The following is a 15405-nucleotide window of genomic DNA, read 5'->3' as shown; positions in this document are numbered from 1 at the left end:
TTCGGCGCCAGTGGTCAGGCGGCGGTGCGGGCCCATTGGTGGGGTGCGAGCAGCATGTCGGGGGCGGGTAGTGCCGCGCGGGCTGCGGCAACTAGTTCCCACCAGCTTTCGGGGTCGGTCTCGCGATGGCGATCTTGGGCAGCCATCGCCGCGCCCCAGGTGGTGGCCGATACTGGCGGGCCGGTGGCGGTGGCGCCGTAGGCCAGCGCGATGTCAGTCGGATGGACCTGTTCAGCCTCAGCAGGGTTGGGGAACTCGCCCCACTCGGCCAACGCGTCGGAGCGCTCCGGCTGATGTCGGGTGGTGAACCACCACACGAACACCGCCGAATGCAGCCGGTACAGGCGCACCCGGTCGGCGTGCGCACCGTCGACACCAGCAGCAACAGCGGCTCGCGCTAACCGCGACCGACTGCGGTACACGCGGCCGTCAGCGGTGCACAGACCCAGAGAGCGCAGCGCGCGCAGTTTACTGCGCACCGTCGCCGGGCAGATACCGAGTGTGGTTGCCAGCTCACGCACCGATAAGCGGCCAGAGGCCAGCTGTGTCCACACGCGCATACCCAGCACCCCGAGTGGGCGGGCGTGCCAGATGTCCTCCCGAGCACACTCGAGCTCGGTGTGAAGCTGGCGCTGCATCTCCGGGGAAAATACTGCGCCACTTCTTTGCTTCCCGCCCCCGGGTCTTACGATCCGCCACACTGCGGCCCAGGGGCCGGCGGCTCGCTGCACGCGTGCGATCCACCCCTGCTGGACAAGAGCTCTCAGCCGGTCGGCGACGGTGTCTCTGGACAGGCCCGCGGTGACCGCCCAGTCGCGCTCGGACAGGTGCACGGTGTCGGTGGCGGCTGCGAGTGCTCGTGCGGCCAGGGCGAGGAGCACCAGGCGGTCCTGGGCTCCGGTCTTGCCGGCCCACCGGCCGGGCTGGGCGTCCATACGTGCGAGTAGGTCGGCGACAGCGGTTTCGGCGGCGTGGCGGGCAGGCGAGGGCCCTGCAGTGCCGCGCTGGGTGTAGCTGGCTGCGGTGACGGCTTTGGCCCACTGGCGGGCTAACTCGGCTGCTGCGTCGAATCGGGGTGCGCGCTCGGTGCTACTGGTGCGGTGGGTGCGGACAAATTCCAAGCCGGGCCAGCGGTCGGTGAAAGCGGCCTGGTGCAGGTCGTGATACTGCATTCGGGCGTGGGCGCAGGCCAGCAGGATCGACCAACCCACCGCGGAGGCGTCCTTGTCGGCAGTGATCGGGGCGCGGGTAAGGGCACGAATCTGCGTGGGCAAGGGGCGTCTGGGCCCGGTGAGGTACGGGTGACCTTGCGCATCGACTTGCACCGGAACCGGTGCGGTCGCAGCGTCGGAGGTGGTGGCGGCACTGGTTGGAGGGAGTTGTGTCAGCTGCGTGAGTACTGCATGCAAGGCTCGCAGGGACACCGGGCGGATATGGGGATCTGTCAGCGGTACTGCTGTGCCGCCGGCGCGGTGAGGCGAGCCCGGGGCCCGGACACAACCTGTGCGCGAATTGGACACCGGTCCCCGGTCTAGCGAGGGCCATGCGGCAGCGAAAGCGTCGATGATTGGTGCCAGGCGGTGTGGGGAGATGGCGGCGCTCAGCCGGATCCATACGTGGTATCCCCCACCAGGTCCTGACGAGCACACCAGGTGCTCGATGCCCGCGGCAGTCAGGGCAGCTGTGCACGCTGAAAGGTCTTTGTCTGCGCTTGAGCCGGCATGGTGGGCGTCAAAATCCAGGGCGAGGAGCCGGAATCTGCCCGATTCATCGGTCAAGTGCAGGGCGAAAGGCGTCCCCTCCCCCGGCACGCCGTCGGTGAGACGTCGTGTGCCGGCGAAGGTATGCGCCTTGTGGGTGTCGACACGCACATACGGGCGCGGACTCCACGCGCACACCACAGAGTCCCACCACCAGGTGGAATCGAGGGGTATAACGTTGTCGCGGTCAGAGCGAGACACGCCGATCGGATCGACTGGACCATCCGATGGGTATGACTTACTCTGAGAGGTGCCTGGAAGCACAGCTCTCCTAATTGGTGAGCAACACCGAGTTTGAGCGCCAACTCAGACTCTTGACTTTCGATACCGGCCCACTCGCCAGTGGGCCGGTATCAGTCATTTCAGGTGCTGCATGGAGTGTTCAGTTTTCGGTCATGCAGCTGGCTACTTCACGCGGGAATCGCCTCCTGGTCGTCGTAGCTCGACACGGCTTCAGACATGCCGAGGTGTGCCGCTGCGACCTCGGCTACGTACTGGTTCATTGAGATGCCACGGGCTGCCGCTTCACGTCGAAGCGCGTCATAGACATCTGAAGGTACGCGGACTGTCATTCGTGTCCGCTCCCCTAGCGCTGGTCTCCCAGGCCCAGATCGTGTGGTCGCCATGACGTCAAAAATGGCATGCCTGACGTCAAAAATGCGCGCGACACGCGCAAGGCCTCAAACATGCCGCGAGCGGCGCCCTCGAGGCGACGTGGCCTTGGAGGTCGGGTCACTCCCCAATCAGCTGGCTCAACACCCCTGTGAGTCTAAGTACTCGACGATGGCCTTGTCGGTGATAGAAGCAATGCTGATGGTGCGGTCGCCAGTTTCGTAGCGGAGCTTGTCTACTGCACGTAATAGACGCGCTTTAGTGGACGGACGAAGCCGTACGTTGTGCTGCTCTGTCAGTCGCTCTTCGTCAGCTGAGCCCCCTGGCGCGGAAGCGGGGGGCGTGGGAATAGCTGGTGGCTTAGTTCGTGAAGGCCTCTCAGGCAGGTCTGCTGCAGGATGCACAGCTCGACGGATTGCGGGTTCACGTTCGATGCTCATGCTGCAGCTCCTTTGGGGCCAAGCGCTAGCTCTGCTAGCAGATCTGTATACGCGACCTGGAGGGCTAGGGCCTTTCCGCCGGTGAAGCTATGGATCGGTGTGTGCGAGCTATGTGCGTCCTGGCGTGCGGTTAGCTCCGGGATTGAGGTCTTAGCCACCAATTCTCCGTACGTGTCGCGAAGTTCACGCTCGCGGAATTGGTGTTCGCCGGTTGTCCTCTTGCGGCTTAGTACGAGCTTTTCGAGCACGAGGTGCGGGTTGGGTCGCCTCTGGACGTTACGGATAGTCTCTTGCAGGTTTTCAATCCCGCGGACACTGTCAATGGTTGGCTCAGTGACAGCGATGACTCCGTCTGCTGCGCAAAGCACGGCGAAGAGGAGCTTCCCCAGAGATGGTGGGCAGTCAAATAGGACTGCGTCGTAGGCGGACAGGTCGAGCCCCTCGAAGGCGATGTCGAGGCGGAAGATGAGGTCATTGGCGCCGTCAGATTCGATGTTCGCCAGCGCTTCGTTGGATGGGATGAGATCCACTTTGTCCCACGGAGTTGCGATGACTGCGTCGGCCGCCGACCCCGGGACCGTTCGGTTCATGAGGTCGAATGTCGTCATCATGGTCTCCGTCAATTCGACACCGAGGCCCGTCGTGGAGTTGCCCTGAGGATCGACGTCCACCACTAGAACGTTGCGGCCTTGATGGCTTAGCGCACTGGCCAAGCCCAGCGTTGTAGCAGTTTTGCCGACGCCGCCCTTCTGGTTGCAGAGAGCCAGTTTTCGAGTCAATGTCCATTCCTCCCACGAAGGTAACCGGGCAAAGCTAGCTGTGGCGACAGCCCTAGCGAGCCTAGCTCTATTAGTAAGACTACCTTGCGTGTCTAGCACAGCTGCATTAACAACGCTAGCTAGAACCGCTAACCGTGCCTCGTGAACTAGCCGTGCTAGCAAAGCTAGCTCTGCTCTGATAGCTATTATTGAGTAACTGGCGTACGGTGCCAAGGCCAACAGGCCCAAGTGGAGTGCGGTCGCAATCGGCGGCTTCAGTCAAGTAGGTCGAGGTAGGTACGGCGCGCCTTCATTGCGTGAATGACTTCGGTACTGCCGTCGTCGAAATGCAGAGCGACCAATTCCAGCACTCGGGCCTGGGAGTCGAATCTAAGCGTGAGGACCCGTTGGGGTGGTCGTCGTCGAGTGGTCCGGCCAGGAGGGGAGTAGCCAGCGCGGCGAGGATGTCGTTGTCGCTGATGCCGTGCTTGCGAGCGGATTGCCGGATGATCACAAGGCGGCGGCCCACAGGGCCAGCGCCTGGCGGATCGCCTCGGACCGGTTGAGGTGCTCGCGTTCAGCACGAGCCATGACGGCCCCAAGCTCGGCGTCAGTAAGGCGAACCGGCACCACCTTCGCTGCGTGTTCGGCTCGCGCCGGGCGGCCAAGGCGCTTGCCCAACCACTCGGGGTCGTAGCCAGTTTCGGCTTCATCGGCCCACTGGGCGATCTGATCCTCGGAAACGTTGTTGCCCTGAATCTTCCGCTCCATGAACACAATCGTAATACGAATACCTGGCCAGGGGAAGGGACGCACTGGGGTCAGCCAAGCGACGGGTTTGTTGGATGCCCGGGTCCTTCGGCTCTCGCCCGCACCCCGGTTCAACAGCATCGGGGCCGAAAGCGTCGACCAGGACCGCCCCGGCCCTGCTAGCGAGCACCGGCCACACCTGTCGAGACGCTAACAGCGACCACAGGTGCATTTGGCTTTGACCAGCAGTGACGACAGAAACGACATTATCGGCACTTCCACGCGCAGGCGGAAGCCCCGTAGGGAACGCTTGGCGGCGCCCGCGTGGTCAAGCCAGGCAAGTCCTGGTCATACAGCCCGAACTGATACGGAGGTGCTGCGCTCGATGGTCAGCAGTTCGAGCAGTTCGTCCTCGGTCACGACTTCGATCGGCTGTCCCTTGGCTCGCAGTTCGAGGGCTTTGCGGGCTTTGCCGGTCTGAAATTCCGCGAGGTCGTCGCCGCGGAAACCATCGCCGATCACCAACACGGTGGTCTTTCGCGTCAACCCTTTGGCGGGTGTGGCTCCGACGCGTGCGACCGCGTCACACGCGTCTTGTCTGGTCATGCTGCCCAAGCCTCCGGTGAAGACCACAACCTGCCCGTAGAGAGGGTGCTCGGGATCGGCGTCGACGGACGCCTCGGGAATGACTAGTGGGCCGTGAGCAGCGTGACTGGGGGAGCGGAGAGCGCGAGTCTGCCTGCACGGGTCCCAGCCGCCGGCAAAGAGGCGACCGAGGTTCACCGTCAGCGCGGTGGTCAGGTGCGTCAGGTTTGTGCACTCGTTGCGGTCGGCGAGCGCGAGCAGGATACCGGCGCACGCGCGGGCATCTGCCGCGGCGTCGTGATGGTGCTCAAGCGGCACGCCCAGGTGAGAAGCCACGATTGGCAGTCGGTAGGACACCAGGTTCAAGGCCTGCCGGGCCATGACGAGTGTGCAGCCGTAGGTCCACTCCGGCCACGGGTGGCCAGAGGTCTCGCATGCGTAGCGCACCACGCTGGTGTCGAAGGAGGCGTTGTGCGCCACAACGGTGTGCCCGTCGAGGTACTGCGAGATTTCGGGCCACAGTTCACCGAACCGGGGCTTGGTCTGGACCATCTCCGGGGTGATGCCGTGGATGGACACATTGCGGGCGAAGAACTTGTCGTGCCCCTCGGGGGGACGGATCAGCCAGCTTCGTTCGTCGGTGACGACGCCGTTGGTGACCACTGTCGCGCCAAGCGAGCAGATGCTGGCACGGCTGGAGTTGGCAGTTTCGGTGTCGAAGGCGACGAAGGTCATCTCGGAGCTCATCGGTCACCCACCGGCAGAGGCCTAGCAGCTGGGCTGGAATCGTCGTTGAGGTAGTACCTGAACTGTCGAGGGTGATTCTTCGGCAATCCTGGGTCTCGAGGCAGTGGGTAGGCCGCGGTGAGACGAATCGATTCCAGCTTGCCCCACCCGGTGGCCAGGTCTTTGACGGTGACTCCGAGAGTGAAAGCTGCGCGCCCCTGGCCTTCCCGTGAGGCCTGTGGGTTGGGGGTTCGTGTGGTGAGCGATGCCAGGTCGGGCCAGCGTGGTTCGGTCAGTGCGCCCAGTCCTTGCCGCTCAGGCGATTCGAGGACCGCGTTGAACCGGTTTTTCAGCTCGGTAATCTCGGCCTCGACTTTGCGGAGAGTGTCGTCCACGGTGAAGTACCCGGCGATCTCTGACCGGTCTATCTCGGGCATCGGGTCGTCCGTCGTCTTGACGACGAGCCGGCCCGAGAGAAGCGTCCGGAGTAGCTCGCGGTCGTTGCGTTCAACCGTCCAGCCGCCGAGCTGGCGGGGCAAGTCAGCGGCGCCGTTGACGTCGATGAGGCAGACGTAGAAGCGGTCTGCCGTCAGCTCGACACATGCGACGGGCGGTAGGTAGTCCATGCGTCCCCTTGAGGTTCCGGAGGGGTGTTCACATGGGAATTTACCGCTCAGCGCATCCGCGATGGCAGGTTTCTAAATTTCTTCGAAGAAGTCCTCGTCGATGCGATGCAGCACGACGGTGTGCGATTCCTGCACTCCGACGCCGTACTGGACCAGGAGGCGGGCCAGTCGAGCTCCGTCGATGAGTTCGATGCGGGCGTTGATTCGCTCGGCTTCCAGTAGGGCGCCGCGGGTGAACGACGAGGTTGTGATGAAGACGCCTCGGTCGCCTTGTTTGCCTAGGAGGGCGCCGGCGAATTCGTGGATGCGTGGGCGGTCGACGGTGCGGTCGAGGGCGTAGCGCTTGGCTTGGACGTAGATGCGGTCCAGTCCGAGGGGGTCTTGGCTGATGATGCCGTCGACGCCGGCGTCTCCGCTGGCGCTGGTGCGCTCCACGTTGCCCGCCCGGCCGTAGCCCATCTTCTCCAGCAGGCGGATCACGAGGTCTTCGAACCCGGTGGGGGACAGGGTGAGCGCTCGGTCGAGGAGTTCGGTTTCCAGGGTGGCCTGGTTTTCCAGGACCGCGGCGTCGATGAGGTCTTGTGGGGTGGCAGTCGTATCATCCAGGTCCACCGGGGGTTGCGGTGTCTTCTTGCCGTCTCGGCTTCGGGCTCGGTCGCGGAAGGCGCGGAAGGGCTCGAACTGCTCGAGCACGGTCAGGTCGACACGGTCGGGGTGTTCTGCGAGGACACGGCGCCCCTCGGCGGTGATGACTGAGTAGCCGCGCCGTGGGCGGTGGATGAGCCCTGCCTGGGCCAGGTAGGAGGTGGCCCATCCGACCCGGTTGTAGATCAGACGTGAGCGCCCCGACGGGGTCATCTGGGCCCGCTCTTCGGCGGTCAGGTTGAACTGGTCGGCCATGGCTTCTTTGAGGTCGCGCAACCGATGTTCGCCTCCGTCGGCGAGGTACTCAAGGACCGGCCGCATCAGGGTCTGATAGTCCGGGATCGTCACTGTGAGTCCTCGGTGGTGAGGCTGACGACGAGTTTGGTGGTTTCGGTGGCAACGGTGATGACTCTGGCGATCAAGTCGACGATGTACTTCGGATCGCCGAGCTCGTCGCACCAGTCGTTGGGGTCGTTGACGATGCCGGAGGGTTTGTCGGTCTTGACCTGCCACCGATCGATGATCCAGCCAAGCGCCGAGCGGGAGCCAAGCATGTAGTCATCGGCCTCGGGTGGGATGCCAGTGATCGTCACCTTCGAGTTGTAAATGATTGTGGTCGGGTCGTTGACGAGCTTGCCGGTCTCCTCATCGCGGATGCGGCCCCACTTCATCTTCGACACCCGCCATGTCTCGCGGTCCTCGGCAGAAGCGCCCTTCTTGAGCTCGACCTTCACGGGGTACGGCTCGACCTTCTCGTAGTTCATGTGGAGGTCTGCGAGCATTCGGCCTACACGAGCAACCGTCTCGAACCGGTCCCGGGTTTCCGGGGTCGGGATGTGCGGCAGCATTTTCTTCAGGTCAGCGGCATAGTCGATCCGGTAGTGCGGATCATGTAACTGGCCGTAGACGTAGTAGAAGATGTCGTCCTTGCTCACCTGGGGACCCACATCCTCGCGGTAGATCTCGAGGATCTCATCGGTGATGTTGTCGACCCGGCGATACCCGTACTCATCGACCTCGGTGTCGTTGGCCAAATTGAACCCGCCATCTGCCGCATCGACCTTCTTATAGGTCCACCGGGGGAAGAACTGACCGCCGCTTCCAGCCCCGGTGACATGGAGGTCTGGCAGGGAATTCAGCATCAGCACACTGAACGGCACAGCCGATCCATTACCGACCTGGTAGAAGCCGATATTGGTGTGGTGGGGCGTCGGGAAAATTGATCGGAGCTGGTAGAGCCTATCGTTTAATCGCGAATCGACGTAGGCCCACTGTGGGCTGAAAGGCCTGTAGGTCGACGGATAGACGAACTCGTCGCGCCACTCGAGTTGGGTCCTTCGGAGGACTTGCTGTCTGAGGGAGTGGTTCCAGCTGATCTTGCCCCCCGCTGTGTGGTGGGGGTTGTCTCCTAGGTATCGGGTGAGATTCTCGTCGGTGAGCTTGGAGGCGCCGCGGCTGTGCTGCTCGAACTCGGTCTTGACGGTTCGGTACTGATCAAGCAAGTTTTCGATGTTGTGGCCGAGCTCTTCGCTGGAGTAGTTGTAGCACCAGGCGTCCCGGCCGGTGGAGAGGCCGCGCGAGTGTGCGGTGAACACGGTGACTTGGCCGGGCTCGCGCTTCTTGGCGCCAATGGCGGGCCAGGTTGCGAAGGTGTCGTCGCGTTGGCCGATCCAGTCTCCATGGGAGTTGGGAATGATATTTGACCAGGCGATGCTGCTCAGATTGGCATCGGCGATGATGCGGAGCTTCTCTTCTCGGGTGAGGTAGTCGCCGATGTCCCGGTAGGAGATCGCGCAGGGACCGGAATGTGCTGGGTTCTTGACCCCGATCCAGATCGCGATGGTGGCTTGGGAGCCTGCCCCGAATATCTGTCCGCCTTCTTCTTTCCAGTTGGATTTGCGCATGTTCCCGCGAAGGTTGAACACGTAGATATGGCTGTATTCGTCGGCGAGGCTCAGACGGATGCCGTCGGCGGTGTTGCCGTCGATCCAGCCACCGTTGGAAACGAACGCGACGACACCTTGGTCGCCGATGCGGTCGGTGGCCCAGCGGAAGGCTCGCAGGTAGGAGTCGTAGAGGCTGTTTTTGTTGGTCGCGGTGGAGCGGGCCGCATACGACGAACTGATGCGAGAATCGAGGTGCGGGTACTTGACGTTGGCGTTGAGGTCATTCGCCGATCCCTGGCCCACCGAGTACGGGGGGTTGCCGACGATGACGTTGATCGGAGTCTCGAGCTGCCGGGTGATGCGGTCGTTGTTGGCGGGAAAGACCTTGAGGTCGAGCTCATCGCCTTGTTCGTGGATCTGGAATGTGTCAGCGAGCACGATGCCGGGGAACGGCTCGTAGTCGGCGGTGTCGGTGTGGCCGGCGATGGCGTGGTAGGTGGTCTCAATGTTGACCGCGGCGATGTAGTACGCGAGAAGCATGAGCTCGTTGGCGTGGATCTCTGACGCGTACTTACGGGCTAGATCCGCCGGTTGGATCAGTCCGGATTGGAGCAAGCGGGTGATGAAGGTGCCGGTGCCGGTGAACCCGTCGAGGATGTGCACGTCTTGATCGGTTAGGCCTCGGCCGAAGGAGTCGCGCAGGGCTTGGTCGGTGGCGCGGAGGATGAAGTCGACGATCTCTACTGGTGTGTAGACGATGCCGAGGGCGTCGGCTTGTTTGGCGAAGCCGAGCTTGAAGAACTTCTCGTACAGTTCGGCGATGACTTGCTGTTTGCCTTCGGCGGAGGTGACTTCGGAGGCGCGGACGCGGACGGAGTCGTAGAAGGAGTCGAGTTTCGCGGTCTCGGCGTCGAGGTTGGCGCTGGCGAGTTGGTCGACCATGGTCTGCATGACCTTGGAGACCGGGTTCTGAGCGGCGAAGTCGTGGCCCTCAAATAGGGCGTCGAAGACGGGTTTGGTGATCAAGTGTTGGGAGAGCATGCTGATCGCGTCGTCGCGGCTGATCGACTCGTTGAGGTTTGCCCTCAGTCCGTCGACGAAGTCGTCGAACCCTCGGGTTAGTTCGGTATCGGCGTTGGCGAGGGTGGCGTTGATGCGGGTGATCTGCGCGGCGGCGATGTCGGCGACATCGGCGGCCCAGTCTTCCCAGTAGGTGCGGGTGCCGACTTTGTCGACGATCTTGGTGTAGATCGCCTCTGTCCACTCAGATAGGGAGAACAGGGCCATCTGCTTGGTCTGTTCGGCATCGCCTGATCCGTCAGAGCCTGCATCGGACCCGGTGCCACCACTGTTGGTGGAATCCTCGGCGGGTCCGACGTGGCCGCCGAGGAGCTGGTCGACGCCTTGGCCGGTCTTGTCCCGGGTCTTGGAGTTCAGGGCGATGGAGTTGACCATCGCGTTGAACCGATCGTCATGCGCCCGCAGGGCGTTGAGAACCTGCCACACGGTCTTGAATCGCCGGTTGTCGTTCAACGCTTCCGACGGCTTGACGCCCTCGGGCACGGCGACGGGCAGGATGATGTAGCCGTAGTCCTTGCCTGGTGATTTGCGCATCACGCGACCGACGGACTGGACCACGTCGACCACGGAGTTGCGGGGATGCAGGAACAGCACTGCATCCAATGCTGGGACGTCCACGCCTTCGGACAGGCAGCGGGCGTTGGTCAGGATGCGGCACTCATTGTCATCTGGTTCGGCCTTGAGCCAGGTCAACTCCTCGTTGCGCTTGAGGGCGTTGAAGGTGCCGTCGACGTGGTGCACCGAGCAGTTCAGGGACCGGTTGGTGTCCGAGACGTCCACGCCGTCGTCCTCGATGTCGCGCAGCAGGTCTTGGTAGGACTCCACGACCCGGGGAAGCATCTCGGCGACCTGCTTGGAGGACTTGATGTCGCGGGCAAAGGCAACGGCTCGGCGCATCGGCGGCTCACCGGGGGCGAAGCCCTCGCCTGTCGGGGAGGTGCCGGCTCGTTTGGCCAGTCCGTTCCAGCAGCCCACCAGTTTGGATGCGTCATCGAGCTTGAGCTCACCGGCATCGGCCAGATCTGATTGAAGCCGGCTGGCCATGACCGATTCGTCCACCGTCAGGACCAGGACCTTGTAGTCGGTGAGAAGTCCGCGGTCGACGGCCTCGCCGAACGAGAGCCGGTGGAACTCGGGACCGTACGTCTCTAGGTCATCCATGGAGGCGATCTCGGCGGAGTGTTCCTCGGCCTTGTCCTTGGTCTCGTCGTTGAACAGGCGCGGGGTGGCGGTCATGTACAGCCGCCGGCTGGCCTTGAGGAAGTCCGGGTCGTGCACTGCGACGAAGTTCGACGCATCCTCGCCTGCGAGGGTGACACCGGTCGTGCGGTGGGCTTCGTCGCAGATCACCAGATCGAACGTGTCCACACCAAGGCTCTGGGCCTTGGAGACCGCGGGCAGTGATTGGTAGGTGGTGAACACCACCGTCATCCCCGCTGCCCGCTTGCGGTGGCTCATCTTCTCCGCGAGCTGCTCTGGGTTCGTGGTGACTGGAATGGCGACATCGGAGGTGTCGTAGTCCTCCGCTGCACGAGAGACCTTGGTGTCCGAGCAGACTGCGAACGCCCGAATATCTAGCTCGGCACGGGCAGTCCATTCGCGCAACGTCTGCGACAACAGGGCGATTGAGGGGACGGCGAACAGAATTCGGGCGCGCCCGCCGTTGTCGAGGGCGGTCTGCTCGGCGATCTTCAGCGAGGTGAAGGTCTTACCGGTGCCGCAGGCCATGATGAGTTTGCCCCGGTCGTTGCCCTCGGCAAACCCGCGGAACACTGCCTCCAGGGCTTCCTGCTGGTGGGGGCGCAGGGTGTATGGCGTGGACGGGGACAGGTCGACTTGGAGTTCGCCCTGGGGCCAGGCGATGTCCCAATCGATCGCCGACTCGGCGAGGTCATCGAGCGAGATCCGCTGGACCGGGATGGTCTGACCATCGAGGGCGTCCTCGGCGTGCTTGCCCCACTTGTTGGTCGTGGAGATGATGACCCGGTTGGTGAACGGGGACTTGCCCGAAGCGGTGAAAAACGAGTCCAGATCGCCCTTCTGTAGGTAGTGATTGGGCTCGTAGAACTTGCACTGGATTGCGGTGTACTCACCGGTGTCCCGTTCGCGGGCTACCAGGTCGATCCCGGTGTCGGGCTTGCCGTCCCGGCCGGGCCAGTCGATCCACCGCCACACCTTGTCGTACTGCTGCGACAACATCGGGTCGAGTTCGAAGTAGCGCACCATGAGCTGCTCGAACTTCGTTCCCCGCTCCACGTTTGTCGGAGCCTGACGGAACGCCTCGATCACCTCATGCACAGAAGCCATGTGGACAGTCTTACAAGACGATGTTCACTGGTATCCGTCGGATGGGGCTCTTGAACGACTGGATCTATGTTCAGCCATCTCAGCAGCTCAACTCTGCTTCGGGGCCGAGCTAGGCAGGGGGATCGTTTGTAGTCGGGCTCTGACGCACTCGGCGAAGTGGGGCGCCTGGGCCTGCCTGAGCTTGTCGGGCAGGGAGAAGCTGCGGCCTTTGCCTGTCCAGTGGATGAGCTGGGCGGTGATGACGGCGTCCACCACCTGGGGGGCACTGTCGGCGACGAGGGTGAGGAACTCGTCAGCGGTGTGAACCTCGTAGGGGCAATCATCAGGGTCGGGGTACAAGCCGGTGAAGCCTGTGCGGTCGTTCGAAACGATGATGGCGATGCCTTCATGGATGGCGGCACTGTGGACGTGCGCGTCGCACTCGTCCGGGTAGGTGACCGACTCGTCGATAGGAAAACTGCTGATGCGGTTCTCGCCCATGGAAGCCATCAATCGATCCCGGAGCGCTTCGATCTGCTGAGACGAGGCTCGGGGGAATCGTTTTCGGCGGTGGTACATCGCTTCGGCGAGGATGTCCTCGGTCCAATGAAAGGTCCATGAGCCGATGGTCTCGGTAGCGATGAGGCCGAACCAGGAGTGAAGTGTGGCGGAGCACCAGATGTTCGCGTCGGGAAGAACCGAGTGTGGTCGCACAATCGCCATGAACGCCACCCTATAAGTGCCCAGCGACACCGAGGGTGCCCGCAGGGTGCCGCTGGGCAGGGGTCAAGGGTTGTTGCTGGCGAGCTCGTCTTCCAGGTCCATGACGTCGAAGACGGCCTGCTGGCGTTCCAGGCGTAGCTCATCCTTTAGGGCCAGAACGTCAGCGCTACGCAGTCGATGGTGCGAGCCCACTTTGTGGGCGGGGATGCGTCCTTCGCGGACAAGTTTCATCAACGTCGGTCGCGATAGGCCCAGCAGTCCGGCGGCTGCGGTGGTGGTGAGGTTCTCGGGCATGGCCGCGATCGAGACCGGGCGGCCCTTTGCCATCGCGTCGAGCACCAACTCGAAAACTCTCGCCACCTCGACAGGAAGTTCGGCGTCCTGACCGGTTCCAATCTGGAGGGGCTGCCCACCGAGGGATTGCACAAAGTCGCGAGCGACAGACTGCTCGTCCGCAGAGAGCAAGACCTCGTTGGTGGCTGCAATCGTGATCGTCATCGCGTCCCTCCTCGGCGACTCTGGGTCGTGTACCGGATGTGCGCTCCACGGTACGCAGTTGCACTTATAAGTGCAATAGTGCCCACATTGCATGAAAGTTGCAAACAGGGCTGCAAACCAAGACGCCCCTTTGGGGTGCACCTTCGCCCACTGTGGCCCACTCCCAAGGGCGAGTTCGCCCGGTTAATCAGTTTCACGGACGCCAGGGACTACCTGGCCTCAAAGCTGGCGGACGCGCAAGTAACCTGGCCCGACGCGAGCCTAAAGCACCCATGTCACAGCCCTTCGGTACGGTCTACACACGGCCTGCGGCTCGCGCGGTCGCCGATAGGAGAGGACCCACTGTGGCCCACAGGACCTTCTTCAGTTTCCACTACCAGCGCGACGTTCAACGCGCCTCGGTGGTTCGGAACAGTTCGAAGTTGAAGCCCTCGATCACGCCGGAGTGGATCGAGGCGTCGCTCTGGGAGTCAGCCAAGGGGACCAGCGACGAGGCGGTAAAACGCCTAATCGACGATGCTCTCAAAGGAACCACGGTGACAGCCATCCTGATCGGCGCTCAGACCGCATCCCGCCGCTGGGTGAACTACGAGATCGACCGCAGCATCGAGCGAGGCAACGGGCTGCTCGGCATCTACATCCACAACATCAAGGACTTCGCCGGGGATACCGACTTCAAGGGCACCAACCCTCTCCCCAGCGGCTACCGCACCTACGATTGGGTCAACGACGACGGCTACAACAATCTGGGCTCCTGGGTTGACGATGCCTACGACGCCGCCCACTGAACCCGAGTGCCCGTTCTGCGAGATCGTCGCTCGAAGGGGGGACGCGCGAGAGGTGTTCCGGACGGACTCGGTAGTCGCCTTCTTCCCAACTGAGCCCGCGACATTGGGCCATACGTTGCTGGTCCCACGTGCTCATATCCGCGACATCTGGGACGTGGACGAAGACGTAGCGAGCGAACTTGGGAGATGGACCGTAACGCTGGCCGGGGCGATCAAACGGGCAGTAAGGCCGGACGGGCTCAACGTAATCCAGAGCAACGGAGCCGTCGCCACGCAGACCGTGATGCACCTTCACGTGCACGTCGTGCCCAGGTGGGAGGATGACGCGGTAGGACGAATCTGGCCCCCGGAGACACGGTACTCAGAGTTTGCTCAGGACGAAGCCTGGGAGGCACTGAGGCGCGAGTTTAGAACCTCTGGTCACGCCACGGTGGCCCACACCAACATCCCCAAGCCGAGTAGCAGAAGCGGCCCGTAGAAGCCGCATACGGACCACGACCAGATCACACTCCGTTTCGTGCACCTGGCCGCGTAGAGGTTCTTGTTCATCGAGTAGACCTCGATTTCGCCGCGGCGTGCGTCGTCGTAGAGGTACCGGAACAACCTTTCCTCACGGAGGTAGTACGAGTCGAGCAAGCCGAAAACGGTGACGATCACCAAGCCCAAGCCGGCCAGTACTGGGAAGCCTTGGGTGGCTGCGAAGCCGAAGACGAAGGTGGCCACAGTGAGCGTCCAACCCTTGATTGTCGCTGACGATGAGGACAACCGAGCAACGACTGCCTGTATGAAGTCCAGATGCTTGCGCTGATCCTCGGTCAGCGGTTCTGGAGAAGACGGGCTGCTCTTCTGGTCTGTCAGGTCCACGAGCCCGATACTCGCACGGCGGCACGCCCCCCGCTCCGGCATGGCACACCGCGCCTGTCTTCACTGATCACGCTTAGTCCATCTAAACGCTCGGAATGGGAGGGAGCTCTTACCCCGCAAGCTTTAACGCCATCCCATGCCGGTCCTTGTGAGATGTCTTTATGGGGTACACCCGTGCGGGATGGAACGCCTCCAACGGTCGCTGCTGTGTCACAGGGTCGAGTTCGATACTTATGAAACGCCATCCCGTCGGGTCTTGGGTGTATTGATACGCAGACCGGGCGAAAGGGACTTTTCGATGGCTGATCGGATCGGGACGTTGCTGAACCCTTCGGGTGATGGTGGCGAGGAGTGTGACTCTCAACTTCGTTTGGCGGG

Annotated in this window: 13 protein-coding genes; 2 read left to right on the top strand and 11 right to left on the bottom strand. The window is 62.8% G+C overall.

What is annotated here, in order from left to right; translation table 11 throughout:
- Nucleotides 1-14 precede the first annotated feature (14 nt).
- From G6019_RS01135 to G6019_RS01090, 10 genes are all read right to left on the bottom strand, one after another.
- Nucleotides 15-1274 carry a hypothetical protein gene (locus G6019_RS01135; protein ID WP_182612376.1) on the bottom strand — a complete coding sequence of 420 codons (1260 nt, stop codon included), beginning with the start codon at nt 1272-1274 and terminating at the stop codon, nt 15-17.
- Between the two features lie 896 nt (nt 1275-2170).
- Nucleotides 2171-2332: a toxin-antitoxin system HicB family antitoxin gene (locus G6019_RS17565; protein ID WP_159110332.1), complete on the bottom strand. Its 162-nt coding sequence runs from the start codon at nt 2330-2332 to the stop codon at nt 2171-2173.
- 476 nt (nt 2333-2808) lie between these two features.
- On the bottom strand, nt 2809-3591 hold the full coding sequence (locus G6019_RS01125; protein ID WP_156607482.1) for a ParA family protein: 783 nt from the start codon (nt 3589-3591) through the stop codon (nt 2809-2811).
- A 489-nt stretch (nt 3592-4080) separates the two neighbouring features.
- Nucleotides 4081-4341 (bottom strand): ribbon-helix-helix protein, CopG family, encoded by a 261-nt coding sequence (locus tag G6019_RS01120; RefSeq protein ID WP_156607480.1) that lies wholly within the window; start codon nt 4339-4341, stop codon nt 4081-4083.
- 327 nt (nt 4342-4668) lie between these two features.
- Nucleotides 4669-5640, bottom strand: coding sequence for an exonuclease domain-containing protein (locus G6019_RS01115; RefSeq protein WP_182612375.1), 972 nt, complete (start codon nt 5638-5640; stop codon nt 4669-4671).
- Between the two features lie 8 nt (nt 5641-5648).
- On the bottom strand, nt 5649-6257 hold the full coding sequence (locus tag G6019_RS01110; RefSeq protein WP_156607475.1) for a hypothetical protein: 609 nt from the start codon (nt 6255-6257) through the stop codon (nt 5649-5651).
- 72 nt (nt 6258-6329) lie between these two features.
- Nucleotides 6330-7250 (bottom strand): restriction endonuclease, encoded by a 921-nt coding sequence (locus tag G6019_RS01105; RefSeq protein WP_156607474.1) that lies wholly within the window; start codon nt 7248-7250, stop codon nt 6330-6332.
- Nucleotides 7247-12175: a DEAD/DEAH box helicase gene (locus G6019_RS01100; protein ID WP_156607472.1), complete on the bottom strand. Its 4929-nt coding sequence runs from the start codon at nt 12173-12175 to the stop codon at nt 7247-7249. The genes G6019_RS01105 and G6019_RS01100 overlap by 4 nt, the downstream gene beginning before the upstream one ends.
- 87 nt (nt 12176-12262) lie before the next feature.
- Nucleotides 12263-12877 (bottom strand): PIN domain-containing protein, encoded by a 615-nt coding sequence (locus G6019_RS01095; RefSeq protein ID WP_156607470.1) that lies wholly within the window; start codon nt 12875-12877, stop codon nt 12263-12265.
- A gap of 63 nt (nt 12878-12940) precedes the next feature.
- A complete protein-coding gene (locus G6019_RS01090) occupies nt 12941-13375 on the bottom strand; it encodes a helix-turn-helix domain-containing protein (protein ID WP_061917404.1) in 435 nt (144 codons plus the stop codon).
- A gap of 344 nt (nt 13376-13719) precedes the next feature.
- Here G6019_RS01090 and G6019_RS01085 point away from each other — a divergent pair, with 344 nt between their 5' ends.
- Together G6019_RS01085 and G6019_RS01080 are read left to right on the top strand one after the other, a co-directional pair.
- Nucleotides 13720-14163 (top strand): TIR domain-containing protein, encoded by a 444-nt coding sequence (locus tag G6019_RS01085; protein WP_061917401.1) that lies wholly within the window; start codon nt 13720-13722, stop codon nt 14161-14163.
- Nucleotides 14141-14641, top strand: a complete 501-nt coding sequence (locus tag G6019_RS01080) for an HIT family protein (RefSeq protein WP_083961822.1) — start codon at nt 14141-14143, stop codon at nt 14639-14641. The genes G6019_RS01085 and G6019_RS01080 overlap by 23 nt, the downstream gene beginning before the upstream one ends.
- Here G6019_RS01080 and G6019_RS01075 read toward each other — a convergent pair.
- Nucleotides 14584-15027 (bottom strand): hypothetical protein, encoded by a 444-nt coding sequence (locus G6019_RS01075; protein WP_063935700.1) that lies wholly within the window; start codon nt 15025-15027, stop codon nt 14584-14586. The two genes, G6019_RS01080 and G6019_RS01075, sit on opposite strands and share 58 nt — an antisense overlap.
- Nucleotides 15028-15405: the final 378 nt, after the last annotated feature.

The sequence above is a fragment of the Dietzia sp. DQ12-76 genome (assembly GCF_014145045.1).
In the GTDB taxonomy this organism is placed as follows: Bacteria; Actinomycetota; Actinomycetes; order Mycobacteriales; family Mycobacteriaceae; genus Dietzia.
The sequence above is the reverse complement of the archived record's forward strand: the minus strand, read 5'-3'. Positions and strand labels throughout refer to the sequence as shown.